At 40.1% G+C, this 24,932-nt stretch carries 22 protein-coding genes; 13 read left to right on the top strand and 9 right to left on the bottom strand.

Annotated features, from left to right (window positions below; genetic code table 11):
* Positions 1 to 184 precede the first annotated feature (184 nt).
* From ANSO36C_RS06075 to ANSO36C_RS06055, 5 genes are all read left to right on the top strand, one after another.
* Entirely contained in the window at positions 185 to 2,245 is a 2,061-nt protein-coding gene (locus ANSO36C_RS06075) for a ribonuclease catalytic domain-containing protein (protein ID WP_251958809.1), read from the top strand.
* 124 nt (positions 2,246 to 2,369) lie between these two features.
* Positions 2,370 to 2,636 (top strand): type II toxin-antitoxin system ParD family antitoxin, encoded by a 267-nt coding sequence (locus ANSO36C_RS06070; protein ID WP_251958808.1) that lies wholly within the window; start codon positions 2,370 to 2,372, stop codon positions 2,634 to 2,636.
* Between the two features lie 17 nt (positions 2,637 to 2,653).
* Positions 2,654 to 2,959: a type II toxin-antitoxin system RelE/ParE family toxin gene (locus ANSO36C_RS06065; protein ID WP_251958807.1), complete on the top strand. Its 306-nt coding sequence runs from the start codon at positions 2,654 to 2,656 to the stop codon at positions 2,957 to 2,959.
* 39 nt (positions 2,960 to 2,998) lie between these two features.
* Entirely contained in the window at positions 2,999 to 3,841 is an 843-nt protein-coding gene (locus ANSO36C_RS06060) for a beta/alpha barrel domain-containing protein (RefSeq protein WP_251958806.1), read from the top strand.
* A gap of 88 nt (positions 3,842 to 3,929) precedes the next feature.
* Positions 3,930 to 5,018, top strand: a complete 1,089-nt coding sequence (locus ANSO36C_RS06055) for a hypothetical protein (RefSeq protein WP_251958805.1) — start codon at positions 3,930 to 3,932, stop codon at positions 5,016 to 5,018.
* Positions 5,019 to 5,189: 171 nt separating this feature from the next.
* Here the strand turns inward: ANSO36C_RS06055 and ANSO36C_RS06050 are convergent, their stop codons facing one another.
* From ANSO36C_RS06050 to ANSO36C_RS06035, 4 genes are all read right to left on the bottom strand, one after another.
* A complete protein-coding gene (locus tag ANSO36C_RS06050; RefSeq protein WP_251958804.1) occupies positions 5,190 to 6,788 on the bottom strand; it encodes a B12-binding domain-containing radical SAM protein in 1,599 nt (532 codons plus the stop codon).
* A gap of 193 nt (positions 6,789 to 6,981) precedes the next feature.
* Complete coding sequence (locus ANSO36C_RS06045; RefSeq protein ID WP_251958803.1) at positions 6,982 to 7,941, bottom strand: NAD-dependent epimerase/dehydratase family protein; 960 nt, start codon at positions 7,939 to 7,941, stop codon at positions 6,982 to 6,984.
* 172 nt (positions 7,942 to 8,113) lie between these two features.
* Positions 8,114 to 9,175, bottom strand: coding sequence for a uroporphyrinogen decarboxylase (hemE, locus tag ANSO36C_RS06040; protein WP_251958802.1), 1,062 nt, complete (start codon positions 9,173 to 9,175; stop codon positions 8,114 to 8,116).
* A gap of 360 nt (positions 9,176 to 9,535) precedes the next feature.
* Entirely contained in the window at positions 9,536 to 10,222 is a 687-nt protein-coding gene (locus ANSO36C_RS06035) for an Npun_F0296 family exosortase-dependent surface protein (protein ID WP_251958801.1), read from the bottom strand.
* A 669-nt stretch (positions 10,223 to 10,891) separates the two neighbouring features.
* Here ANSO36C_RS06035 and ANSO36C_RS06030 point away from each other — a divergent pair.
* The 3 genes from ANSO36C_RS06030 to ANSO36C_RS06020 all read left to right on the top strand — a co-directional run bounded on the left by ANSO36C_RS06030 (position 10,892) and on the right by ANSO36C_RS06020 (position 12,388).
* Positions 10,892 to 11,629, top strand: a complete 738-nt coding sequence (locus ANSO36C_RS06030; protein WP_251958800.1) for a hypothetical protein — start codon at positions 10,892 to 10,894, stop codon at positions 11,627 to 11,629.
* Between the two features lie 33 nt (positions 11,630 to 11,662).
* Entirely contained in the window at positions 11,663 to 11,809 is a 147-nt protein-coding gene (locus ANSO36C_RS06025) for a hypothetical protein (protein ID WP_251960501.1), read from the top strand.
* A gap of 120 nt (positions 11,810 to 11,929) precedes the next feature.
* Positions 11,930 to 12,388 carry a hypothetical protein gene (locus ANSO36C_RS06020; RefSeq protein WP_251958799.1) on the top strand — a complete coding sequence of 153 codons (459 nt, stop codon included), beginning with the start codon at positions 11,930 to 11,932 and terminating at the stop codon, positions 12,386 to 12,388.
* 78 nt (positions 12,389 to 12,466) lie between these two features.
* Here ANSO36C_RS06020 and ANSO36C_RS06015 read toward each other — a convergent pair whose 3' ends face one another.
* On the bottom strand, positions 12,467 to 13,780 hold the full coding sequence (locus ANSO36C_RS06015) for an ABC transporter substrate-binding protein (protein WP_251958798.1): 1,314 nt from the start codon (positions 13,778 to 13,780) through the stop codon (positions 12,467 to 12,469).
* A 9-nt stretch (positions 13,781 to 13,789) separates the two neighbouring features.
* Entirely contained in the window at positions 13,790 to 14,452 is a 663-nt protein-coding gene (locus ANSO36C_RS06010) for a glycosyltransferase family 2 protein (RefSeq protein ID WP_251958797.1), read from the bottom strand.
* Between the two features lie 367 nt (positions 14,453 to 14,819).
* Here ANSO36C_RS06010 and ANSO36C_RS06005 point away from each other — a divergent pair, with 367 nt between their 5' ends.
* From ANSO36C_RS06005 to ANSO36C_RS05995, 3 genes are all read left to right on the top strand, one after another.
* Complete coding sequence (locus ANSO36C_RS06005; protein ID WP_251958796.1) at positions 14,820 to 16,103, top strand: glycosyltransferase; 1,284 nt, start codon at positions 14,820 to 14,822, stop codon at positions 16,101 to 16,103.
* Positions 16,104 to 16,167: 64 nt separating this feature from the next.
* A complete protein-coding gene (locus ANSO36C_RS06000) occupies positions 16,168 to 17,067 on the top strand; it encodes an FkbM family methyltransferase (RefSeq protein WP_251958795.1) in 900 nt (299 codons plus the stop codon).
* Positions 17,068 to 17,635: 568 nt separating this feature from the next.
* A complete protein-coding gene (locus ANSO36C_RS05995) occupies positions 17,636 to 18,379 on the top strand; it encodes a class I SAM-dependent methyltransferase (protein WP_251958794.1) in 744 nt (247 codons plus the stop codon).
* A 20-nt stretch (positions 18,380 to 18,399) separates the two neighbouring features.
* Here the strand turns inward: ANSO36C_RS05995 and ANSO36C_RS05990 are convergent, their stop codons facing one another.
* Positions 18,400 to 19,299 carry a S66 peptidase family protein gene (locus ANSO36C_RS05990; protein WP_251958793.1) on the bottom strand — a complete coding sequence of 300 codons (900 nt, stop codon included), beginning with the start codon at positions 19,297 to 19,299 and terminating at the stop codon, positions 18,400 to 18,402.
* 249 nt (positions 19,300 to 19,548) lie between these two features.
* Entirely contained in the window at positions 19,549 to 21,018 is a 1,470-nt protein-coding gene (gene dacB, locus ANSO36C_RS05985; RefSeq protein ID WP_251958792.1) for a D-alanyl-D-alanine carboxypeptidase/D-alanyl-D-alanine endopeptidase, read from the bottom strand.
* A gap of 234 nt (positions 21,019 to 21,252) precedes the next feature.
* Here dacB and ANSO36C_RS05980 point away from each other — a divergent pair, with 234 nt between their 5' ends.
* Entirely contained in the window at positions 21,253 to 21,852 is a 600-nt protein-coding gene (locus ANSO36C_RS05980; protein ID WP_251960258.1) for a hypothetical protein, read from the top strand.
* 154 nt (positions 21,853 to 22,006) lie between these two features.
* On the opposite strand, the gene ANSO36C_RS05975 is transcribed toward ANSO36C_RS05980, so the two are convergent.
* Positions 22,007 to 22,474 (bottom strand): tellurite resistance TerB family protein, encoded by a 468-nt coding sequence (locus ANSO36C_RS05975; protein WP_251958791.1) that lies wholly within the window; start codon positions 22,472 to 22,474, stop codon positions 22,007 to 22,009.
* 1,122 nt (positions 22,475 to 23,596) lie between these two features.
* On the opposite strand from ANSO36C_RS05975, the gene ANSO36C_RS05970 reads away from it, so the two are divergent.
* A complete protein-coding gene (locus tag ANSO36C_RS05970) occupies positions 23,597 to 24,823 on the top strand; it encodes a pentapeptide repeat-containing protein (RefSeq protein WP_251958790.1) in 1,227 nt (408 codons plus the stop codon).
* The last annotated feature ends 109 nt before the right edge of the window (positions 24,824 to 24,932 follow it).

The raw sequence follows: 24,932 nt of genomic DNA, 5'->3' as shown, positions 1-24,932 counted from the left end.
TATTTAGCTTTGTCTGTGTGAGTCCAAAATCTCAAATCTGAATCAGAAAGTGTAAAATAGACTGTTGAATGAAAAACGCTTGGATTTGGGATTTAACACCAGTTATAAAATCCAAAATCCAAATTGCGCTTCCAGCGCACCAAAAGGTGCGACTAAAATCTAAAATTATTAGAGTGCGAGAGTTGTGGAGAAGGGGACGCTAGTTGAATTTAGGGTTCAAGGCGATCGCCGTCTGGGCATCGTAGAACGTCCAGACGGTAAAACCCGCTGGTTTGTGGTAGACGAACGTGGTCAATCCCACAGCCTCGCGCCTAAACAAATAACTTATACAGTTACTGGACAGAGTTATAAGAACTCCGAAATTGCCAGCTTTTTGGAGCAGATAAAGCCTTATTTAGACCCATCTAGCTTGGAAGTAGCTTGGGAATTACTGGTTGAAGATGGGGAAACAGTTACCCCAGACCTTATGGCAAATCTGCTATTTTCGGAGTCAACCGCGCCTCCTTGTTATGCCGCCTATTGCTTGTTATCAGACGATAAACTCTATTTCAAGCAAAAAGGAGACGCTTACGAGCCGAGAACTGCTGCTCAAGTGGCAGAACGCAAGCACCAACTAGAAGTAGAGGCACTAAAAGCTAAGGGACAGCAGGAATTTTTAACTCGTGTAGAGCAGGCACTCAAAGGTGAAGCAGTAGAGTGGGGGCGTCACGATCGCCAACGCCTAGAAGGACTGGAAAAATATGCAGCGCTGCTTGCTGATACCGTGCGGACAGGAGTTAATTATGACTCTTTGGCTCGCGCTTATCCGCCAAGCGCTCCCGTATTAGAAACAATGACCATGCTGGGGCGGCCTACAACACCCCAAGGAGCCTTTCAACTGTTGGTGGATTTGGGTTACTGGAGTCCTTATGAAAACCTGTTCCTACGGCGTTCTTCAATTCCGATTCAATTTCCTCATAAGGTATTAGAAGTGTCGCAACAGCGTTTGGATTTCCCGCCGATTGACTCAGATACAAACCGCCTGGATCTGACTCACCTGAAGGTTTACACCATTGATGATGAAACTACCACAGAAATCGACGATGGTCTGAGTTGGGAAGTACTTCCCGATGGGCGGGAACGAGTGTGGGCGCATATCGCCGATCCCACTCGATGGTTAGTGCCAGAAGATGAATTAGATTTGGAAGCCAGAAAGCGAGGTAGTACAGTCTATTTACCTACAGGGATGATTCCCATGTTTCCAGAAGTATTGGCAACTGGGCCAATGAGTCTGATACAGGGAAAAGTTTGTTGCGCCCTCAGTTTCGGGGTTATTTTAGGTACAAGTGGAGTAGTAGAAGATTACAGTATTCATACCAGCTTGATTAAGCCGACTTATCGCCTCACCTACGAAGATGTAGATGAGATGTTGCAATTACGGGTACAAGCAGAACCAGAAATTGCCGCGATCGCCAGTTGGTCACAACGGCGGAAAGCTTGGCGTTACGCTCAAGGGGCAATTAGCATCACTATGCCGGAAGCGATGATCAAAGTCAAAGGTGATGAGATCAACATTGACATTTTGGACGATTCCCCATCGCGGCAAGTGGTGGCAGAAATGATGATTCTTGCCGGTGAAGTTGCGGCTCGTTATGGTAAAGTTCATAACATACCTTTGCCATTTCGCGGTCAGCCACAACCGGAATTACCCCCAGAAGAGGAATTACTTCAACTTCCGGCTGGATTTGTTCGCGCCTGCGCTATGCGTCGTTGTATGCCCAAAAGTGAGATGAGCATTACGCCTTTGCGTCATGCTGGTTTGGGTTTGGATACTTACACTCAAGCAACCTCTCCCATCCGCCGCTACAGTGACTTGCTTACCCACTTTCAACTTAAAGCTCATTTGCGGGGTGAAGTTCTGCCATTTTCCGCAGAACAACTTAAAGAAGTGATGATGAATGTCACTAGCATCACCCAAGAGTTGACGATGGTGGAACGGCAAACTAATAGATATTACGCTCTAGAGTATTTACGCCGTCATCCAGAGGAAATCTGGGATGTGACAGTGTTGATGTGGCTGCGGGAAGACAGCAACTTGGCGCTAATTTTGTTAGAAGATTTAGGTTTGCAATTACCAATGGTTTTCAAACGTTCCGTGAACCTGGGCGAACAGATAGTAGTGAAAGTTAGCCACGCCGATCCACAAAAAGATATGATTCAGTTTCAAGAAATAATTTATCAAGAAGCACAAACAGCCGCGAATTAACTAATTTGTCATTTGTCATTTGTCATTAGTAATAATCGTCTAGTATTATCAATTACGAATTATTTTAGCCTTGCTCCAATTGCTTTCGGTTACTATATAGAGTAAATGGAATGAGGTAATAGTTGTGAATATATCTTTGACCCCAGAATTGGAGCAGTTGGTTCAGGATAAGGTTAATAGTGGTCGATACCACTCAGTGAGTGAGGTAATGGGTGAAGCATTGAGATTGCTATATGAACGCGATTGCGTTCAAGAACAACGTCTAGCAGAATTGAAAGCTAAAATCCAAGTTGGTATCGAAGAACTCGAACGTGGTGAAGGAATTGATGGTGAAGAGGTATTTGCAGAAATAGAAGAAGACATTCGACGCGCCCAAGCCCAAATGCAATAAGCTGAGGCTGCTAAATAATGAGTAGGTGTATTTTAGCGCCTTCAGCTAGATTAGATTTGAAAGAAATTAGCAGCTATATTGTCCGCTATAATCCTGATGCAGCTCTAAGACTCAACAAAAAAATTATACAGCAGTGTAAACTGTTGGCTGATTTTCCTAATATGGGGCAAAGTTCTGATAATTTTGCCAGTGGTTTACGGAGTTTTCCGGTAGAAGAATATTTAATATTTTATCGTCCCATTAATGATGGTGTCGAAATTGTACGTATTGTCAGTGGTTATCGGGATTTAGAGACAGTTTTCTTAAGTGAAGATATTCCTTAATATTATATTTGATGTAAGCGATCGCTATCTCTAGCCAGTATGTCAAAAAATCATCATAAAGTAATTATTTTTGATACTACCATGCGGGATGGAGAATTAACGCCTGGTGTAAAAATGAATTTGCAGCAAAAAATTACTATTTCCCAATTACTCGAAGAAATGGGAGTAGATATTATTGAAGTTGGTTATCCAGCAAGTTCTCAAAAAGATTTTGATGAAGTCTTTCATATTTCTAAAATAATTAAAAATTCTACTATTTGTGGACTAGCTAGTTCTAATTCCAATGAAATAATCACTCTGGCTGAAGCAATTAAACCAGCGATAAGAGGTAGAATTCACACTTATACTCCAGTAAATCTTAAAAATCAATCTAAATTAAGTAAACAAGAAGTATTAGCAACAATCAAAGATAGTGTTTCTCTAGCACGCAACTACTGTGATGACGTAGAATGGAGTGCTTTTGATGCTCCCAGAAGTGAGCCAGATTTTTTGTGTAAATCTATTGAAACTGCAATCAATAGTGGTGCTACTACTGTTAGCACTCCTGATAGTTTAGGTTTGGCTTCACCAGAAGAGTTTTCGCAACTTCTGCAAATGATTTTTAATCGAGTACCAAATATTGATCAAGCTGTCGTTTCAGTCCACTGTCATGATGATTTAGGTATGGCGGTAGATAATTCACTCATTGCTTTAAGTTGTGGCGTGAGGCAAATTGAATGTGCAATTAATGGTTTGGGTGCGAGGAAAGGTAATGCAGATTTTAGTAAAGTGGTGATGGAGGTTTTAAAACAAGAGAATTATCAACTTGGGATTAACACTTCGTTAATGAGTAAAGCGGCAGAGTTAATTTTTCAAATAACTGGGATTGGAAAAGCAAAATAGCTCATATAAGTAGACATAAAGAAACATAAGTATAATTTTGAAGAAAAATTAGAAAAAAGAGGATAGCATATTAGTTTTCATAAACAGTATGCAAGAGCAAGATTTTTATCGCGCTGATCCTATAGCCCGTTGGTTAATTGACAAATGCAAATTAGCACCTGTCAGTTTAGGAATACTATCAATCGTCATTACATCTGGTCTTTATTTGATTGCTGCTACAGTAACTAAGACGTTGATATTGCATGAAAAACACTTAGGATTGCTACAAGATTGGTTTGCCTGGGTGTGGATCTGCCTACTCAATCCAGTGATATTTGGCTACTACCTGTGGTCATTTAAAGCAATTTATCGGCTAATTGAGTACCTGGAAAAATCAGATATTGTTGAGACTTCCGAAGTAGAAATTAATTTGGTATTACTGCCCTATCAAAAGTCGTGGCGACAGTTTTTAGCGTTAGGAACAGCGATCGCTTTTGGAATCTGGTATTTCTCCGTACAGCAAGATGTTTACAATTGGACAGGATCTGATGGAGGAATTCCTGCCCTGACGGGTGCAATTAACGCTGTTGCAATATTTTACGCAGCAACTATATTGGTGTTGAACCTAACAACTAATGTTTGGTTACTGCATGAACTTTTGGGTAAGGATAATAAGCAACTTAAAATTAATCCACTCCATCCCGATCGCTGTGGCGGGTTGAGTCCGTTGAGCCGATATTCACTGAATACAGCTTACCTAGCGGCTATATTTGGTACGATGATAACGCTGAGTAAGTATCAATTTATTAGTCAAGGAATAGCGCAGGAGTACTGGTATTTTAATTTCGTAATTGTACTTTATATTCCCATATCATTAGTAGGCTTTTTTGGCCCTCTCCTTGCCGCCCGCAAAGGCATGAAAAAAGCTAAAGAAGAATTACTAAGCGAAATTGCAAAGCAGTTTCAAATAGATTATAAGCGTATTCACACAAGCTTGAGTAGCGATGGAAGAACTTTGAAGAAAGAAGCTGTTAAACTTCAAGAGTTACGTTCTATTTACACATTGACTAATGAATTTCCTGTGTGGCCCTTTGATGTTACAACTTTCCGTCAATACTTGCTTTCTGTAGTTACACCACTTCTCCCCCTGCTAATAAAGTTAGGAGAATATTATTTTAAGCGCATGGTTGTAAAGTAATTTAAACTCACATATTAGACATCTCCAAAAAAGTAAAGACGTAGCATTGCTACGTCTCTACAAGGGTTATGGGTAAAGCATATTTAATTTCTGGAGATGTCTATTCCATTCATACAATTTTAATTGAGAACGGGTAATAAGTAATTTATTTACTATTACCCATTACCAGTCTTAACTAACTACCGCTTCAGCTTTTTCTTCAGCTTTTTCTTTCACTAACACATAAGGCGTTTCTGCACCTTGTGCCAAATATTCAGCTAGCTGACTTTCAATTTGATCGCGCACAATTTGGCGATATTCTAGAAAATGCTCGTTGTGGGCGCAAGCAGCAATGTAATGTTCAATAACTCCAGGGTTCCGCTTGAGAATGCTGAACAAATGATGCCAGAATTTCCAGCGAGTTTCGCGTTTGATTCCTTGTCGCCAAATTACAATTAGCAACGCTTTTATAACTAACCACTCTGGCATTTTCGCTGGCGCTTTCCAACTCGGCAAACCCATCATCAAGAAACAGCGATAGGTACGATCCAAATATTGTACTGGGTCGTATAAAGTACAAAAAGCTTCAATATATTCTCTGGCAAGTTCTTCCAGAGGACGAGTGGGGAGGAAGTTCATCAATGTTGTCTGGTTGATGTTCCCATCTTGATTTTCCCGTAAGCGTCCTTCCTTTTTCAGGCGATGCCAAAGCGCTGTATTAGGTAACGCTTGTAACATGGCAAAGGTAGTTGAGGGAATAGCTGCTTGTTCAGCAAAGCGGACAATGCGATCGCCAGCACCTGCTTTTTCGCCATCAAACCCAATAATAAACCCAGCCATTGGGCGCAATCCCGCTTTGATGATGGTTTCCACTGCTTCAGTTAGGGAACTGCGAGTATTTTGAAACTTCTTGGTCATTTGCAAACTATCCTCATCCGGCGTTTCGATTCCCAAAAACACCGCCGAGAAACCAGACTCAACCATCAACTCCAACATTTCTGCATCTTGTGCCAAGTCAATTGAAGCCTCAGTGTCAAATCGGAAAGGATACTTGTGTTCTGCCATCCAGACTTTTAACTCTTTCAGCAACAACTTCACATTGCGTTTGTTGCCAATAAAGTTGTCATCCACCATGAACACGCCCCGCCGCCAACCCAATTCATAAAGGCAATCTAACTCTGCTAACAGTTGTGCTGGAGTTTTGGTGCGCGGTTTGCGCCCGTAGAGAACAATAATGTCGCAAAATTCGCACTGGAAGGGACACCCGCGCGAAAACTGCACCGACATCATATCATAAGCATCTAATTCTAATAAATCAAAGCGGGGTATTGGTGTACCTGTGACATCAGGTTTTTCTGTGGCGCGGAAAGTGCCAGATGTATCTCCCCGTTGAACTGCCTCAATAAACATGGGCAAAGTGATTTCCCCTTCATCCAGAATTAGAAAATCTGCGCCAACATTTTCAACTTCGTGAGGTACAGAGGTTGGGTAAGGGCCGCCAACTGCGACTAACTTGCCACGTTTTTTTGCTTCCTGGATTTGTTCAAGTAAATCTTGTTTCTGGACAATCATTGCGGAGAGGATTACTATGTCTGCCCATGCCCACTCTTCCTCTGTTGCTGGGCGGATGTTGCGATCGACCAGCTTAAATTCCCATTCTTGGGGCAGAATCGCCGCTACTGTTACTAAACCTAGAGGTGGTAATAAAACCTTGCGATTGACTAACTCTAAGATTTTTTCATAAGACCAAAAGGTTTTTGGAAATATCGGATACACTAACAAGATTCGCATGTAGTATCAATCCTCACACTTTGATTGTTATCCCACTCTAACGAAAATAAAGAGTTATTGACTTTTTATTAAAACCTCGTTTCCAGTTTCTACCTAGAAATGCACCTGATTGGGCTGCTGTGGCAAGTCAAAAGTTAGCGACCTTTGATTTGACATTCCCAGTATGACTGAGAACGAGACAAAGAGTTATTGGCTATTTCTCGGCACGTTTAACGCCACTAATTTTTAAAACATCACTCATGGTTGCACAATAATTTGGCAAGCCGAAACTATCAGGATTGATGAATTTTTCATAAGTGAAATGCCGATAGTTCATACAAAATCGATCCCAAGCGGCCATCTGAATACGGAACAAAATAATAATCAAATTAGCCAATGCTATAGATATGGGAATGCGAAAGTAAATCTTTTTGACCAGATAAGCACAAACTTCTTTCACTGCTTGATTAGCAGTTAAAGGTTCTTGACCTAAAACCAGCCGACGTTGTGGATCGTTTTTGGTAGGATGGTCAATTAAATATTGCACTACAGTGGCAATATCTCGTGCGTGGATAAAGTGAAAGCTGCCATCTGCTTTTAAAAAGCGAATTATATTAATATATTTTGTCACTTCTGTAATGCCAGATGTGACAGCAGAATAAGGTTTATTCGCATCACCGCCCAATACTACAGTCGGAAAAACTGTGGTAATTTTGGGTGCGATCGCTAATTGTTCTTTTTTATGTAAACACTCATATTTAGAACGGATATAATCTGTCCCAATTTCCCCAGCTTCTTTTAATGGGTGATTGTTGCGATCCAAAACGCTAGCTGTTGAAAAATAAATTACCTGCTGGCAACGTTCTGGATCAAGCAGTTCCAGCAATTCTATAGTTTTGACGACATTAATATCAAATGTCTCCTCACCGCCCCACGCTGTGGCTGTGAGTACTGCTGTATCAATTGTGGATAGCAAATCGGCAAATTGGCGAATATTTTGCATATCACCTTGCAAAACGTTGATACCCGAACGAGCCTTAATATCAACTTGCAGTTTATTTGGGTTCCTGACTAGCAGATACAGTTCGTGATTTGTTTCCTTAATTAAAGCTTCTGTTAAATAATGACCTACACAACCACTTGCACCAGTCACTAAAATCCGTTTCTGGCTCATAGAGAATTTTTCAAAATTTAGGAGTTAAAAATGAAGAGTTAAAAATGAAGTTAAAAGTTCCGAATCGCAACTGATAGCTTATTACTCTGGAAATTTTAGATTTTGAATTTTGGATTTTGGATTGAAAGAAAAATCTAAAATCTAAAATCTAAAATCTAAAATTGTATGATTCTTAACCCTTAACTCCTGCAAGATTCAATTCCTTTGCGGTTTCAAAGAAGAAAGCGACATTTTCTTCGGGAGTTTCTGGTAAGACACCATGACCGAGATTAAGAATGTGACCCCAATTACCAGCTTTGCGAACGGTATCAAGAATGCGATCGCGGATAAACTGTTTAGAGCCGAATAACACGCCAGGATCAAGATTTCCTTGAACTTTCATTTGTTTGCCTAATCTGGCTCGTGCATCTGCCATATCCACAGCCCAGTCTACACTGACAATATCAGCGCCAGATTGTCCCATTCTTTCCAACACACCCGCACTACCGCTAACTAGCAAAATTAAAGGTGTATCGGGGTGGGTTTCCTTGACTTGCTGGAAAACTCTTTGCTGATAAGGTAGAGCAAAGGTGTCATAATCTTGAGGACTCAATTGACCCGCCCAAGAATCGAACATTTGCACAACTTGAGCGCCAGAGTCAATTTGGTAGCGGGCATAGATGGCGATCGCATCTGCTAATTTAGATAACAATTGATGCAATATCGTCGGGTCTGAGAATGCCATGTTTTTGATGATGGAATAGGTTTTAGAACCTTTTCCTTCCACCGCGTAAGCTGCTAATGTCCACGGCGCGCCCACAAAGCCTAACACCGTTGATTTATCGCCTACTTCAGAGCGCAACGCCTGCAAAATTGTCTTGATAAATGGTAGAGCAGCTTCTGGTTCTAAAGGATGCAGAGCATCGATTTGCTCTTGAGTGCGGAGGGGCGAGTGAATGATTGGCCCTTTACCTTCAGCGATATCCATGTCAATACCCAAACCAGGTAATGGGGTGACAATATCAGAAAATAAAATTACTCCATCTGGTTGGAAGGCTTTCCACGGTTGCAAGGAAACTTCAATTGCTACATCTGGAATTTCCGAGCGATCGCGAAACGAAGGATACTTCTCTCTTAAGTCACGATATGCTTTCATATATCGTCCCGCTTGTCGCATCATCCATACAGGGGGACGATCTACTACTTCACCACGAGCAGCCCGTAAGAGATGAGGAGTCGTTGAATAAACACCCATTTATTACTTCATCCTATTTATGCCACTGTTTAGCTTATCATTCTGGGATTACGCTTTTCCAGCAGGTTTTCAGGAAAAGGTGAATAACAGGGCATAAAGTAATATTTTATAATATTTTGATTAACTTGGATATGAGCGCTCGGTTGCTTTGACTACAGTATTAATACCAGCAAGCGCTACAAGTTATAGTTTTTTTTGGTTTATCTCATGAAATTATTGCTTTGAGTCCGACGTAGAAATGCACCTCTCACTTCTGCGTCAAGGGAACGTATGAGGAAAACTGCATAACAAAATGTGTCACTATGTCATGCATAGAGACACATACATCCTTAAGAATTTTTAACAGGGATCGGGATAAATTTATCCTTTCACTGCCACTTTATATTGTGAGCGTTTGAAGAGTGACATCATACCACAAGCACCTATTGCTAACACACCTAACATCGCATTAGGTTCGGGAACGCTCTGGGCTAGTCTATAGGCGTGGTTATCTGTTTCAAAGGCAACACCATTTGAGCGCATCACAACTCGATCAAATGTTTCTCCTGTATCAGCTACAAGATTGATAAACATATTAGCTTGAGAGCTAGTCCAACTACCATTAGCTATAGCAGTTGGCACATCTGCACCACTAAAAGTCTTTAACAACTGATTACCTTTGTAAATATCAACAAAGTTGTAACTATCCAATGAACCTGCATAAAAACCGAAGTAATTAACAGCTTCTTTGAAGTTAAGATTAACAAAACCACTGTCGCCTGCAACATTACTACCTACTGGAGCAATTGTTAGAAATTTGGTGTTATCCCCATAAGGTGAGGCGTATTCATTAGCTTTACTACCTTGAACAATGTTAGTAGTAATATTAGAGTAAGTAACAAATCCATTAGGATCATTTGCTGTGCCATCGTCAAAGGTGACAGTTTTAGCATCAGCGTAGCTAGAAAATGGGCCAGTGTTTACTTGCAGAGTTATGGCACTAGCTGGATTCGCACTCATTATCACAGCAGTTGTTCCGAGTAAAGCCAAGGAGATTTTTTGAAGCATTCTAATAATAAACCTTGAAGAACACAAAAAGAATTAAGACTGAACTTTTCTTAAAACCTAGCTATGAATAACTGGTTTCATTACTCCAACAACTTAAAAGAAAATCACAAATATGATTAGGTCTTTATATATTGCTGGTGTTGGGTAAAACAAGCTCAAAGATGTAAGTTTATCTTGATGCTTTATAATCATATTTTGCTTTTTATAACTCGCAAAAGATACAGTGTATGTACTAAAATATCTTTAAAGATTAAGTGAAGGTTCTTGTGTAATTGTAGTGGGCAGGACAAAGGCATCAAAATTACTCTTGATCGCAACCAAGGTTAAGAATCAACAAAAAAATCAGCATTTCTTGTTTGGTTTAGTTTCTAAGACTCAAAGCAATGTCTATGATGGACTACCCCTTAACCTTTGGTAATAAGGATAGATTAATGAGATTAGTTGAGATTTTATTGCGAATAGACTGCTATTATTGACATAGTATTCTTGCCTTGGGGAAGTAGCGAGTGGCAAGTGGCGAGTAGGGAATGGAAAATAGGGACTGGCGATTGAGAAATAGGGTAAAACAAGAATCAATATTTAATTGAGGATTGGGCATTGGGCATTAATTATTCTCCACTGCTCCCCTATCTCCCTAATCTCCCTATACCCTCACTCCCCTAACTTCTTATGCAAACTGACTCTAACAGTCCAGAACATCTTGCATCTGCTAATAATGAGCCTAATCCAGGAAAGTTTTTGATTCCGCGATCGCAGCGACAAAGGTTCTTTATTCAGTTTACCTTAATGACACTCATCGGATGGGTTGTGGGTGGCGTTGCCAGTATCGCCTTAGAGAAAATTATTCTCCAAAGTCTTTTACCTAGCGTTGCTATCCAATCACAAACATTAAGCATTTTGGTCAGAAGTCTCAGTAATGTTATATTTGCTGTAATTTTTGCTGCTGACCAAAGCCTTGTCCTTTATCGATATTTACCGGCTTTGCAATGGCTATTCGCAACTAGCGTTGGTTGGTTGATTGCTAACGGCGTTTCTACAGCCTGGATTAACTACATTTCAACCATTGCCTTATCAGCGCCTGAAGAAACTTTTATTTTTGGGTTTCTGTCTGCGATCGCATATATAATTTCTGGTATTTGGCTAGGTATTTGCCAATGGCTGGTATTGAGGCGATATACAGTAGATATTTGGTGGTGGAATTTCTTACCCTCAATCTCTTTCTTCTTAATCACTATTTTGGTTTGGTTGCTTTTTATTTTGCAAAATTTGATTCCAGAAACCTACCGGACTCCCATATTATATTGGAGTGGACAAGGACTAACAGCAATTATTTTAGGAGCTATACCAGCAATTGGTTTATGTACGTTAAAAAGAAATTTACATCACAAAACTGGAATTTCTCCCTGAATTTTATCGATATATTCCCTAATTTTAATATTTATGACTCGCCCGCGCATTCTCCAACCCGGTCAAAGTTATAAATTTAGTAAGTATTTTGAATTACCTTATGCCCCAGCAGACATCTTAGCGGAACTGGGATGTAGTTACAGCACTTCCGGCAGCTATGAGGTACATCCTCAAAGCTAAAAGCTATGTTAGGAGAGAGGCAATAAGAAAAACTGTATTGCATAATAGCGGGAAGCGCTGTATGAACGCACATCGCTACAACTACCACAATATTCAGGCGTAATTGACTATTTAGAGTTTTTGCAGCGTTACTTACGACGCAATATCATGCGCGTCAATCCTATCAGTGAAGCTGCAAAACGTGAAGTTTTAATTGCTCCTATTTTATTAGAAATTTGCGATCAAACAGAAACTCAACTGAACATTGAGTACCCCATTAATGTTAGCGAACAACTGAAAGGGAGTTTTGATTACTATATTTCCTCCTCAAATTCACTATTAGTAGTTGAAGCCAAGCAATCAGATTTAAGCCGTGGGTTTACTCAACTTGCAATTGAGTTGATAGCGCTCGACCAATGGATAGATTCTCAAACTCCAACTTTATATGGTGCTGTGACAAATGGAGAAGATTGGCGATTTGGGATATTTTATCGCCAAGATAAACGGGTTATGCAAGATATCAAACTTTATCGTGTTCCAGAAGGTTTGGAAGAATTAATACGAGTACTTGTAGGAATTCTTACTAATGCTAATAGTTAATTATCGCGTTGCATTGCGGCATGATTTAGCAACTTCTAAATTCCTCCCTACTTGCCCTAATTCATCCCACAGTCCCATTTAATTGCTATCCCAAATAGTTTCTAAATGCTCTTGTGCCATCTTGAGCGCTTTTTCAGCAGACTCTCCTAGCAATGTCGCCTCAATAGCTCGACCAAGACTGTCAGAAAGATGGCTATATCCAGCAATAATTGGTCGAGGATGTGCTAGATAAACCTGTTCCATGAATACTTTTAATACAGGTTTTTCACTGATGAATTGCTGAAAATCTTTACTTTGAGCAGCTTTGATATTAATTGGCAAAAAACCCGTCCCGATACTCCATTCTTTTTGGAATTCTTCACTCAAAACATACTCCAAAAACTTGAGTGCTGCTTGCTCTCTTGCTGGCGTTGTTTTCATCACATACAAAATTCCCGTACCTGTCACCGTAGCACGCCCAACACTTGCAGGGATAGGAAACACGTCATAATCAACGTTAGACTTCATGATGTAAGTCCAAGGCCCTGTAATTTGCATAGCAACCCGGCCTGAAAGAAAAGCGTCTTCTTCATAACCACGTTCTGGAGATGAAAGGGTTGCTGAACCATCTTTTATTAAATCTTGCCAGAATTTTAAAGCACTAATAGCTCCCTGATTCGTCAAGTTCGGACGGTTATTTGTCACTACCTCACCCCCAGCACTTAATAAAAAGGGGAACCAACTAAAAACAGTCCATTCTCCCTTTCCTAAAGGTAGTAATATTCCATACTGTTCGGGTCGGTGGTCGCCATTGCGGTCAATTGTCAACTTTTTAGCAACTAACCTTAATTCTTCCCAAGTCTTAGGTGTTTCTGTGATTCCCGCAGCTTGGAAAAGCTTCGGCCGATAAAAAATGCCGATATTGCTGGTGTACAGGGGAACTGACCAAATGTGACCATCTAATCTAGATTCTTCAAGTAGATTGGGGATAATTTCTGACTTCAAGGGCAATTTTTCTAACCAATCTTCTAAAGGTCGAATTGCCCCTAATTCTACAAACTGACCTGTACTTTGCGGGCTGAATGACAGGATATCTGGAGGCGCATTACCCACAACTGCCGTTAACACTTTCGGCAGTCCTTCGGCGTAAATAGATTCTACTTGGATATCAGCATGAGTGTGATTAAATCTATCTACCAGTTTCTGAAAAACATCTCGATTGGCAGGGGGATTAATTGATTGCCATAATGTCAAATGAATGACTTTATCGTTATTTTGTATTTGACCCTGACAACTAGATAAAAATATGAGACATGCACTCAGCAGAATTCTCAGAAGTAAAAACTGCCAAGCAGAACTGAGGAAATAGCAAAAGAAATTTCTGATTTGGGATGGGCGAAAATTAATGTTCATACCAAAGAGTTAGCTAGGCGAAGTAACATTTTCTGAAAAAGCTTTACTGACACTAGTTTCGGCTCTGGTATAAAGATAGGTTTGTGGTTCTGTTATTTGTTGAGTATTGAAGATTTTTTCTGCCCGTTCCCACAGGTCTGTATCCTCTCCATAAGCCATGTGATTAAATCCCTGCAATTCAAAAAATACGTGTCTCTTCCCCAAAAAAGTTGGGCCTAAAACGCATTCTCGAAGATTAATTTTTTTATCAGGTTGATAATAATCAGCTACCCAAATTTCTTCTTCAGTGGCAAACCCGCCTTGAATCAAATCAACTTCTGGATGGAGTTTCATATATTCAATGCGTGACTCCAGATGATTTGGTTGGTAAGCATCATCGCTGTCGAGAAATGTGATGTATTTACCAAATGATGCCTGAATTCCGGCATTTTTAGCGTAACATTGTTTTTTATTTTGATGTTTCAAGTACCTAATATTATTGAATTTTTTTACATAATTATTGACAACTTCAAAAGTATCGTCTTGGCTACCATCATCAACAATGATGAGTTCCCAATCTTTGAAAGTTTGATTTATAACACTATTAATTCCATTATCTAAATATTTTTCTCTATTGTAAGTACATATAACAATTGATATTTCTGGAATTAAGTCAAAAATTACACTAAACATAATTAAATTTAATTATTTTACGTAAAAAATTATACTTTGGCTTTTTGGTTTTTAAGCATGAAAAACTACCCATAAATAGTAAATACAAGCTGAAAATAATTTTCCAAAGTCATAGCTGCAAAGGTAAAGCTCTATTTTAGTAGAATAACATCGTTTGCATAGTATCATAATGAAGTTTGATCTAGTTTAGACAAAAGTGCTTGTGGTAACATTAGTTACCTTGTCTTTTTTAGGCAGTTGTATGCAGAATTCATTGAGCTTTAAGCAACATCTACAAGAATTTTTCCATTTCAGAGTCAGAAGTGCTGGTGGCGTGGTTAGCCCAGAAATATACCAGAAATATAATTTATGGAGCTTGTAGATTATAATGACTCATTTCGGTACTATCTGCCCTACCGCAACTGGACACCTCAATACAATGACAGCTTTAGGGCGTGAACTATTGAACCGTGGTCATCGCGTCACAGTTTTGGGGATGCCTGATGCTGAATCTAATGCCAAGGCTGCTGGCTTAGAATTTCGCTCTATATCTGCTTTTGAATATCCTACAGGATCAATGGCAAAATTACATGAGCGCTTAGGAGAACTCAATGGGTTAGCAGCATTGCATTACACTATCAATTTATCTCTAAAAACAACAGCTTTATTTCTGCAAGATGCGCCACTAGTTATTAAAGAAGCTGGTATTGAAGCGCTAATATTCGATGAATGTATATTTGGAGGAAGCACTTTAGCAGACTTTCTTCACATTCCATTTGTTACAGTTTGCTCTGCATTAGTAAACGGTTTTGAAGATTCTATTCCTCCATTCTTTACAACCTGGAAATATAACCCACACTCTTGGGCGCAGCTACGTAACCGTGCTGGTTATGCTGTTCTAATGGCGTTCTCGAAATCCATCCGAGATATAATCTCGCAATATCGCCGTCAGTGGAATTTGCCTCCTTGCTCTAATATCAATGACTATTACTCTCTTTCCAAGTTAGCGATTATTAGTCAACAACCCGCAGAGTTTGAGTACCCAAGACGCGAATTGTCTAATTTACTTCACTTTACAGGCCCTCACTCAGACTCGTCAGGCAGGAAACCAGTGGATTTTCCTTTTGATAAGTTGAATGGTCAACCCCTAATTTATGCTTCATTGGGGACGTTACAAAATCGACTACGGCATATTTTCTATCACATTGCTGAGGCTTGTGTTGGTTTAGATGCCCAATTGGTTATTTCTCTTGGTGGTGGACTTGAACCCGATGCACTACCCAACTTGCGAGGAGAACCCTTGGTTGTCAAATATGCGCCACAACTAGAATTGCTGCAAAAAGCTAGCCTGACTATTAGCCATGCTGGAGTAAATACTGTGTTGGAATCACTATCTAATGGTGTACCTTCAGTTGCTATTCCCATAGCCAATGACCATCCCGGAGTAGCAACACGTATTGCTTGGACTGGTGTGGGTGAATTTATTCCATTATCACGTTTGAGTACTACTAAGTTACGTAAAATGATTCAAAAAGTACTGACGGAAGAATCTTACAAACAAAATGCCCTAAAGTTAAAAACTGCAATTGACCAAGCAGGAGGAGTTCCCCGTGCCGTTGATATTATTGAGCAGGCAATATCGACAAATAAGCCGGTGATTAATCAGCTTTAGCATGAGTCAAAAATGCGATTAATCTTCTTACTTAGCCACACACCCCAGAAACAGAGGAATGTCAATGAACAAACTTTACGATACGCCAAAGTGCAAAGACCTGATCTATGACATTGGGATGCACAAGGGAGAAGACAGCATATTTTACCTGCAAAAAGGATTCCGCGTGACAGCATTTGAGGCAGACCCTGACCTAGCAAGGCTTTGTCGAAACCGACTTAAGGAATATATCGATCGCGGAGAAGTAACGATCGTAGAAGGTGCTATAACGAACCTAGATTCGATAGAGACAGGGCAAAAAGTCCAATTCTATAAAAATCTCGATGACTCTGTTTGGGGAACTATTTGTGTTGATTGGGCTGAACGCAATACCCGACTTTGTACTTCAAGCAAGCTGCTCGAAGTCAACGTAATTGATTTTGTGAGCATACTGCAACAGCATGGCATCCCATACTATATGAAGATTGACATTGAAGGTGTTGATATGGTTTGTGTGAATGTGCTGAAGCTATTTCGAGAGAGGCCAGACTATATCTCTATCGAATCAAGTAAGACTCGCTTCACGAATATTAAGCGTGAAATCGATGCACTTGTTGAACTGGGCTACGACTCTTTTCAGGCTGTAGAACAGTCATCTATACCTTATTCTCAATCTCCGCCTTATCCAGCAAAAGAAGGCAGCTACGTAGATCAGGCTTTTGAGTTCGGATCGTCAGGATTATTTGGCTCAGAAATTGGCGGTAGATGGAAGTCGAAACGTGAAATTCTCCGCCAATACCGTGTTATTTTCCTCGCATACTATCTGATAGGTGATGACGGAATAATGAATCAATGGAAGTTTCGAGGATCTTCTACGATACGAGCGTTAACTAATAGTTTCTTGAAGCTGTTAACAAAGACGACCGTTCCCGGCTGGTATGACACTCACGCACGTCATTCAAGTGTCGATGCTGGAAAGGTCTAGTAGCTTTCAAATTTATCAATATAGTCAATATCCTGATTGGATATTTGGTACAACATGGAAGAGTGCTTTGAATAATATATTTTTTACTGTTTGATTCAACCTTAGAGGATGTTTGAAAAGTCCTGCTGTTGGTAGCAAAAAGTTTTAGATCCCCCTAAATCCACGCCAGTTGCTCATGGGGAAAACCCCCAAGACCGCACTGGCTCCCCTTAAAAAGGGGGACTTTGACTCCGGTTCCCCCTCTTTTTAAGAGGGGCTAGGGGGGATCAAGAGGTGCTGAAAATCACAGCTAACCACTTTTCAAACAACCTCTTAGCGTACAGTGCTTAGTATTATTGGTATGAAACGTTGGGTTTTGAAATTAATCGACTTTATGAATTATTTTCGTGCTTCTCTTACTACTAGTCGAATAACTTATTGCTTCTTTTATTCTTAAAGTAACAAGAATTAATTACTCATGCATAGTTATGAAAGAAAACAGTTGTCTTAATTATTAATTGATTGCAAATTTCAAGTAAATTTGGTATTTTTTATAATATCGACTTATGAATGAAAATAGAGCAATTTTATGACTAAAATATCAGTACCGTCTTTTTTAAGTGGTTATTGGGCAGATTCATTTAATTTAAAGCAGCATCTACAAGGATTTTTAAATATAGATGCAGAAACGCTAGATTTAAAGCTAGAAGCGGGTGGGCAACAGATGGCCAAGTTGGGTCATAAAGATTTTGATTGGGAACAAGCAACAGCTTTTTATCGTGAGAAGGTAGGAGAGTTTTACTTATTTGATTTAGGAGCGTGGCATTTAGCAAGTTATGACTATATTGAAAACACGTTGTTGTTGATTGTGGATCATGCTCAAGGTCGGGTTTTAGATTTTGGTGGTGGGATTGGAACTCATACAATTGCTGCTGCTCTTTGCCCTAAAGTTGAGCAAGTGTTCTACTGTGATATTAATCCTATTAGTCGTGATTTTGTTCGTTATAGAACTGAACAGTTAGGACTGAAGAATAAAATTACTTTTTCTGATGAAATACCTGCTGAAGAAACTCTTGATACAATCATTTGTTTTGATGTTTTAGAACATTTGCCAGACCCCAGTCAGCAAATTCTACAGTTCCATAAATTAATGGAACCTGAAGGTAAAGTGATTCTTAACTGGTGTTTCTTTAAAGGTGTTAATCAAGAGCATCCCTTTCACATAGATGATCCTCAAGTAGTAGACACCTTCTTTAAAACAATTCAAAGCAACTTTTTAGAAATTTTTCATCCTTACAATATGACAGCTCGTTGCTACCGTAAATGGAGTTAGATGAATTTGTGTCTCTGTGTTTATTGGTTAATAGCTAATATTCCCGCATCTCCATCTAAAGTTACCTCTACACCCACTGGTAATGCTGCATTGGGATTATCATGGCCAAAAGGTAAGCCAGAGACAATGGGAATACCCAAATCACCCAAGCGATCGCGCAATACTTCTTCTACACTAAAACTAGATATAGTTGGCGGCGCTTCACAGCGAGTAAAACCGCCTAAAGCAATACCGCAAACTTGAGACAAAGCACCGCTCAAACGCCACTGTGTCAGCATCCTATCGATGCGGTAAGGTGCTTCTGTGACATCCTCAAAGGCCAGAATTACACCATCCAGATGTGGCAGGATTGGTGTACCTAAAAGGTGAGTTGCAACTGTAAGATTACCTGGTAGTAAAGTGCCAGTTACCACGCCGCCACCCCACCCGCAACCTTTGAGAGGCGCGAGAGGACGACCTTCTACTGAATCGAATAATCGCTCAACTGACCAATCTGGCTCATCTGCCAAAGTCGTCAGCACGGGAGCGTGAATGCCGGAAATTCCTGCTATGTAAAGGCTCCACAATAAAGCTGTGATATCAGAAAAGCCTATAAGCCACTTGGGAAGGGTTGAGTTTTGTTGCCAATTCCAATTTTCTAAAATGCGGGTGCTGCCAAAACCGCCTCTGGTACAAAGAATACCACGACAATCAGGATCTTGCCATGCTGCCGCTAATTGGTGACGACGGGCTTCATCTGTTCCAGCTAGATAGCCCCATTTATCATCTATCTGAGGACTGATTTCTACTTGGTAGCCGCGCGATCGCCAAATTTCTATACTCCGTTCAAATGCCTCAAATTCACGCAAAGCACCACTAGGGGCAATTACTCGTATTAAGTCTCCAGGTTTCAGGGGCGGTGGTAAGATTTTGGCTGGCATGAAAAAACTTAAAAGTGAAAAGTCAGAAGTTAAGCATAAAGACTATAACTCATAACCCCCATGAAATTTTGTTGAATACTTTTTTCAAGTTTTAAACATATTGGGCGAATAGAATTCGCTACTACACAAGCAAAGTCCACGGAGGTGGACTAATACAAAATAAAAGGTTTGCTAACCCACGGAGGTGGGTTTTGTCTGTATAGCCGCGACTTATAGTCGCCAGGATACTCTAATTTGCTGGCAATAATATTAACAACGCTGCAACTGTGTTAACAACACAACAACTTCATCAATTGCCTGCCGCACAACTGTTGCAGGTTGTTCCGATTGATTCACGATAATACTAAAAACTAACGGTTCATACTTAGGTGCATTCATATATCCAGATAGAGAAATTGCACCCGTTAACGTACCTGTTTTTGCTTGCACAATGCCCTCAGCAGATGTACCTTGAAAGCGACCTTTTAGAGTTCCACTTTTACCAGCCACGGGTAAAGATGCGCGATATATATATGCTGCTGGTGTTTTTGCTATTGATCGCAAAGTTTGTACAAAAGCTTCTGGTGTCACTAAGTTACGCCGTGACAAACCTGAGCCATCCACTAAAATGTAATTTGCTGGATCAACTCCCAATTGAGTTAAACTCGCCTTGACAACTTCTAAACCGACATCAGCGCTAGTTTGAGTTTTCAGTCTAGGTTTTTTCACAGCTAATGCTCTCAGTAGTGCCTCAGCATAAAGATTATTACTATTTAGATTTGTCTCTGCTAATAACTCAGCTAAAGGTGGTGACTCTACATAAGCTATTTCTTCTTGATTAACGCTACCGTTTACTACTAATGTTTGTCCCAAGGTAATTTTTTCTGTTGCCAAAGCAGAACGGAAGCGCCGTAAGAAGTAATAATTAGGATCAACTACAGGCAAATCTATTAAAGACGGTTCAGAATTTGTTGTTAGTTGTCCTTGAATTCGTAATACTGTTCCTGATAATTCGCGGGTAACGTTAATGTAGCTTGGTTGATTTTGGGCAACGGTTACTGACTGATTAATTGTCCGCCACTGTTTCGCCTCGCCAGGATCAATCCACACTACTTGTAAAGATTTACCTACAGCCTGGGGTACAAGTTTTAAGCTAAAAATATTTTGATTCAGAATAAAGCTGTTGACTGGTGCGCCATAGTCTGATTGCACATCTTCCCATTGCCAGGTTGGGTTAACAATATCTCCTTGAATATAACTATCATCAGCTATCAATTGCTGAATTTGAGTAATACCTTTCTGTTTTAGCTGCTGTGCCAATGTTTGCAGTTGAGTTTCACTTAAGCTGGGATCTCCCCTACCGACAACCCGTAAAACACCATTGCCATTCTGATAAATAGAAGTGCGAATCCGAAAATTAGCGCCCAATTGCTGCAATGCAGCTGCTGTTGTCAGCAATTTGAGGTTAGACGCGGGAGTAAAATATTTTTGAGCATCTCGACTGTAAAGAATTGGCCCCGTTGACAGAGGTTGCACTAAAATTCCCCAGCGTACCCGACTAAATAAGGGACGATTGATTACAGCATCTATAGCTGTTCCCAGTTGGGTAGAGCAAATTGATTTTGTAGTGGTTGTTGGCGGGACTTGGGTTTGTGCTTTCGCAATAGAACTAAATCCTATCTGGCTAGTCAAAAATATTAACAAAACACCCACTGGTTGATTGAAAGTCTTAAGTCTCACCGATTTTCCTTATTCCAAAGATAGATATTTTGACCTTGCCAAAAATTTCTTTCCGGAGAGAGAAGAATTGGCTCAGTAAAGTTACTTAATCAGTATAGGGAAGATGTTCATACGTTTCATACATGGGTGATGTCTACGACGGGCTACGCCTACGCACAAACATAATTTATGGGACTACAAAATAGAAACATAAGTCAACCTGCACATACAGAAATACGAAATCGAGGCAATGGTGTGAGTACATTTTTATCTGGTGTAGCTGTATTACTCTCTACTTTGGCTTTGGGCTGTAGTGGCTATGTAGCTTATGAAGTTTTCACGTTACGGCAGACACTAAATGTTAGTAATACAGTTAGCAGCACCATTCCCACTCAAGTGCCAAGTCCTACAGCTACAACTTCTCCACAAGCAACAGTCTCACCATCTCCAGCTAGTGCTACAACTTCAGCAATCAGCGCTGGTCAATTTGTGCAGCCTGCTTTTGGCAAAAAGGCAGAAGTTGAGTTGCTTTCAGCAAAACGAATTAAAGATCCAGAAACTGGAAACCGTGATGTGGTGAATCTGCAAATGCGTATTCGTCGCCTTGCCACAGATGGAGTTGTTGATGGTGATATTATATCGGTTGCTAGTACAACAGCCCGTAATCCTGAGACTAGCGTAACTTACAAAGGAGTTGCTATTAATCGCTCAACAGGAAGCGTTTCTTTGTTTCAAGTACGTCCACAAGCCTCCGCAGATGCTTATATCTGGCTAAGAGTTCCCGATGGTGTTAATAACTTGGACATTTTTGTGCCAGATACAGCCGCATTTAAAAATGTACCAATTTCTAACTAGCCCTCTATCGGATTAATTCTGATCATGTGTAATGATTCCCAACTTCTTCATGAAGTCGGGAATCTCCACAACTTAACTCAAACAAAATTATTTCATCCTCTAAATTAGCAACCCCTAATGATGGTAGATGATTGAGGTTGCAATTTAAAAAAGATTACTCCTCCTCTTCCTCTTCTTCTTCTTCCTCTCCGAACACTGCGTCTATAAGTTCTTGTGCGCGTTCGTCTGAAATATTTAAGGCTTCTTGAAGTTCAGAGATATAATCTTGTTCAACTTCGGGTACTTCTTCATCAATCCCCACGACTAAGATAGCTGTGATGTATGCAGCTTCACGATAACTTCTATTGGGTAAGGATTCGATGGACTGGGCGATTAAATCTTCTGGTTCTTCTTCTTCAATCAAGCTGACGACTTTTTCGGTCAATTCTTCAAAGTCTTCTTCAGAGTAATCTTCAAATAAGTCAACCCGACCGAGAAATTCACTCAAAGCATATTCTTCTGTGGAAGAAATACCTTCACCATCAGCCGCAGCAGAAAATAACCCAAGAATGGCGATCGCTACTTCTGGTTCTAGAGCAACTGAACTAACACTACGGCCTTTGGGCAACTTGCGTTTAGACATAATTATCCTCTAAAAGTTACGTGATATTTCAGGAAGTCATATTTTGCGGTTTATCATGCTTCCTCGATTTATGATTCCCAAAATAATGCAGAAATATACATTGGGATGAATCTTTTTTTCCTAAAAAATACGTAGAGAATATATTTAGACATCTCCATAAATTAAATATGCGTTACCCAGAACCCTTGTAGAGACGTAGCACTGCTACGTCTCTACATTCTTTTTCGGAGATGTCTATTCATCTGCATATAAAAACGGTTAAGTTGCCTGTGCGGTTTTCTCCCTACAGCCCTTCGGGCATCCTACGGCAGGCGCTAGCCTCTCCCTTTGAAGCTACGGTGTACACACAAGTCGGAAAAACTTCATCTACCAAATATTTGCAGTTCGTTACGCTGGCGTGACAAAGCTAAATTCTTGCAATCGTGGCGTTCGCATTTGCTATTTCGGGGTACGCATTTGCTATTTCGGGGTACGCATTTGCTATTTCGGGGTACTCATTTGTTATTTCGGGGTACTCATTTGTTATTTCGAGGTACTCATTTGTTATTTCGGGGTACTCATTTGTTATTTCGGGGTACTCATTTGTTATTTCGGCATACGCATTTGTTATTTCGGGGTACTCATTTGTTATTTCGGCATACGCATTTGTTATTTGGGCGTGTCCATAACGCATCCTACGAAACTACTAGAAGAGTTGAAACCTATGCGGGTCATACTTGTGTGTACACCGTAACCCTTTGAAGGGGGGACGCTAAAAGCGTTAACGAGCCTGTGAGCGTCTGGGGATTTCTCCCATGAGCAACTGGCGTAGATTTAGGGACATCTAAACTTTGGTCGAAATGGTTATACTTCGATCACAATTGCCCAAAGATTTATCTCTCATGAGATTGACAAACTTCTTTACCTTGTGAAATGAAACAGCCCTGCTTTTTAAGGGGGATCAATAAGTACCTAAAATCACAGCCAACCACTTTTTAAACAATCTCTTAGATTACTTAATATGTATTAGATTTAAGTACTAGTCAGTTTTATCCGTGTTTATACTCTATCATAACTTTACGGATGCTCTTAGAATCAACCTAAATTTATTTCCGTAAGGAGTTGGATATGAAGACTTATAATATGTCTTTCATAAAGACCAATGGACTCACGAGTTTGTTGATATTTATCTCAATTCTATTTATTGTATCATTTATTCTAATTTTTTCATTTTTTGCAACAATTCAAGGGTTTTCTACTCAAGATAAAATCGAATACATCACCCAAGCATTAACAACTATTGCCATAATAATTGGGGGATTGGCATTAATTATTAATGCTTACTATACTTCAAAAGTCTCTCTGGATGAGAGTCAGAGCCTGTTAACGCAACTCTTAGCTGGAACACTAGCTTGGGATAAGAATATTGAAAATGGAATCAATTGCACACAAATAAATCCACAAGAAATTGTTCCAGAACGCTTTTCTCAAGCAATTGAACAACTGGGAAGTGAAAAGATTGAAACGCGATTTGCCGCAATTTATGCTTTAGAAAGAATTGCTAAGGATTCTTCAAAAGACCATTGGACAATTATGGAAATTCTCGCTGCTTTTATCCGCGAAAATGCCTCAGTGAATCAGGAATATGAGGGCGAGCCACGGGAATCATCAAAACTTCCTACAGATATTCAAACAGCTTTAACTGTAATTGGACGACGCGATTCATATAAAGATCCTGTTAATCAAAAACTTGATTTACGCAATACAGACCTGAGTAATGCAGACTTAACGGAAGCTAACCTCTCTAGAGCAATCCTTGGAGGAGCTAACTTGCAATGGGTCAATTTTACACGAGCAAATCTTTCTGAGGCAGATTTATCAGTAACTTATCTTTGTGGATCAATCCTTTATCAAGCCAACCTCTCGAAAGCAATCCTCGCAGAAGCGAATCTCCAAGGCGTAGTCCTGAGAAAAGCGAACCTCTCTGAGGCAATCCTTTATGATGCCAACTTAGAAGGGGCAGTTCTTTGTGATGCTAACTTGCAAGGGGCAGTTCTTTGTGATGCCAACTTGGAAGGGGCAGTTCTCTGTGATGCTAACTTGGAAGAAGCCAACTTCGAGGGTAGCAATCTCCAAGATGCAAACCTGATTGGCAGTAATTTGCAAAGGGCAAAACTCACTGTCGCTAATCTAGAAAATGCATTACTTAGTACAGCTAATCTGCAACAAGCTAACCTCCAAGAAGCTAACCTGTGTGGAGCAAACTTAAGCGGCTCAGAAAATCTAGAATCACAGCAGATTGAGCAAGCAATTGGCGATCGCACCACAATCCTACCGGAAAATCTGAAAATACCCCAACATTGGCGGTAATAACAGGCTAAAGTTTCAGCATCTAAAACTTGATCTTACAGTAGGGGCGCATACTTATACGCCCCTACTGCGTTTAACAAACTTTGGGGGTTTAAGTCCCCTGCCTCTA

The sequence above is a fragment of the Nostoc cf. commune SO-36 genome, from assembly GCF_023734775.1.
Classification (GTDB): Bacteria; Cyanobacteriota; Cyanobacteriia; order Cyanobacteriales; family Nostocaceae; genus Nostoc; species Nostoc commune_A.
This window is presented reverse-complemented; position numbering and strand designations above follow the sequence as displayed.

Bases quoted from the DNA above. Each gene is read 5' to 3' on its own strand.
- ANSO36C_RS06065 (WP_251958807.1), top strand. From the start codon at position 2,654: ATGAGTAGGTGTATTTTAGCGCCTTCAGCTAGATTAGATTTGAAAGAA.
- ANSO36C_RS06060 (WP_251958806.1), top strand. From the start codon at position 2,999: ATGTCAAAAAATCATCATAAAGTAATTATTTTTGATACTACCATGCGG.
- ANSO36C_RS06055 (WP_251958805.1), top strand. From the start codon at position 3,930: ATGCAAGAGCAAGATTTTTATCGCGCTGATCCTATAGCCCGTTGGTTA.
- ANSO36C_RS06050 (WP_251958804.1), bottom strand. From the start codon at position 6,788: ATGCGAATCTTGTTAGTGTATCCGATATTTCCAAAAACCTTTTGGTCT.
- ANSO36C_RS06045 (WP_251958803.1), bottom strand. From the start codon at position 7,941: ATGAGCCAGAAACGGATTTTAGTGACTGGTGCAAGTGGTTGTGTAGGT.
- hemE (WP_251958802.1), bottom strand. From the start codon at position 9,175: ATGGGTGTTTATTCAACGACTCCTCATCTCTTACGGGCTGCTCGTGGT.
- ANSO36C_RS06035 (WP_251958801.1), bottom strand. From the start codon at position 10,222: ATGCTTCAAAAAATCTCCTTGGCTTTACTCGGAACAACTGCTGTGATA.
- ANSO36C_RS06030 (WP_251958800.1), top strand. From the start codon at position 10,892: ATGCAAACTGACTCTAACAGTCCAGAACATCTTGCATCTGCTAATAAT.
- ANSO36C_RS06025 (WP_251960501.1), top strand. From the start codon at position 11,663: ATGACTCGCCCGCGCATTCTCCAACCCGGTCAAAGTTATAAATTTAGT.
- ANSO36C_RS06015 (WP_251958798.1), bottom strand. From the start codon at position 13,780: ATGAACATTAATTTTCGCCCATCCCAAATCAGAAATTTCTTTTGCTAT.
- ANSO36C_RS06010 (WP_251958797.1), bottom strand. From the start codon at position 14,452: ATGTTTAGTGTAATTTTTGACTTAATTCCAGAAATATCAATTGTTATA.
- ANSO36C_RS06005 (WP_251958796.1), top strand. From the start codon at position 14,820: ATGACTCATTTCGGTACTATCTGCCCTACCGCAACTGGACACCTCAAT.
- ANSO36C_RS06000 (WP_251958795.1), top strand. From the start codon at position 16,168: ATGAACAAACTTTACGATACGCCAAAGTGCAAAGACCTGATCTATGAC.
- ANSO36C_RS05995 (WP_251958794.1), top strand. From the start codon at position 17,636: ATGACTAAAATATCAGTACCGTCTTTTTTAAGTGGTTATTGGGCAGAT.
- ANSO36C_RS05990 (WP_251958793.1), bottom strand. From the start codon at position 19,299: ATGCCAGCCAAAATCTTACCACCGCCCCTGAAACCTGGAGACTTAATA.
- ANSO36C_RS05975 (WP_251958791.1), bottom strand. From the start codon at position 22,474: ATGTCTAAACGCAAGTTGCCCAAAGGCCGTAGTGTTAGTTCAGTTGCT.
- ANSO36C_RS05970 (WP_251958790.1), top strand. From the start codon at position 23,597: ATGTCTTTCATAAAGACCAATGGACTCACGAGTTTGTTGATATTTATC.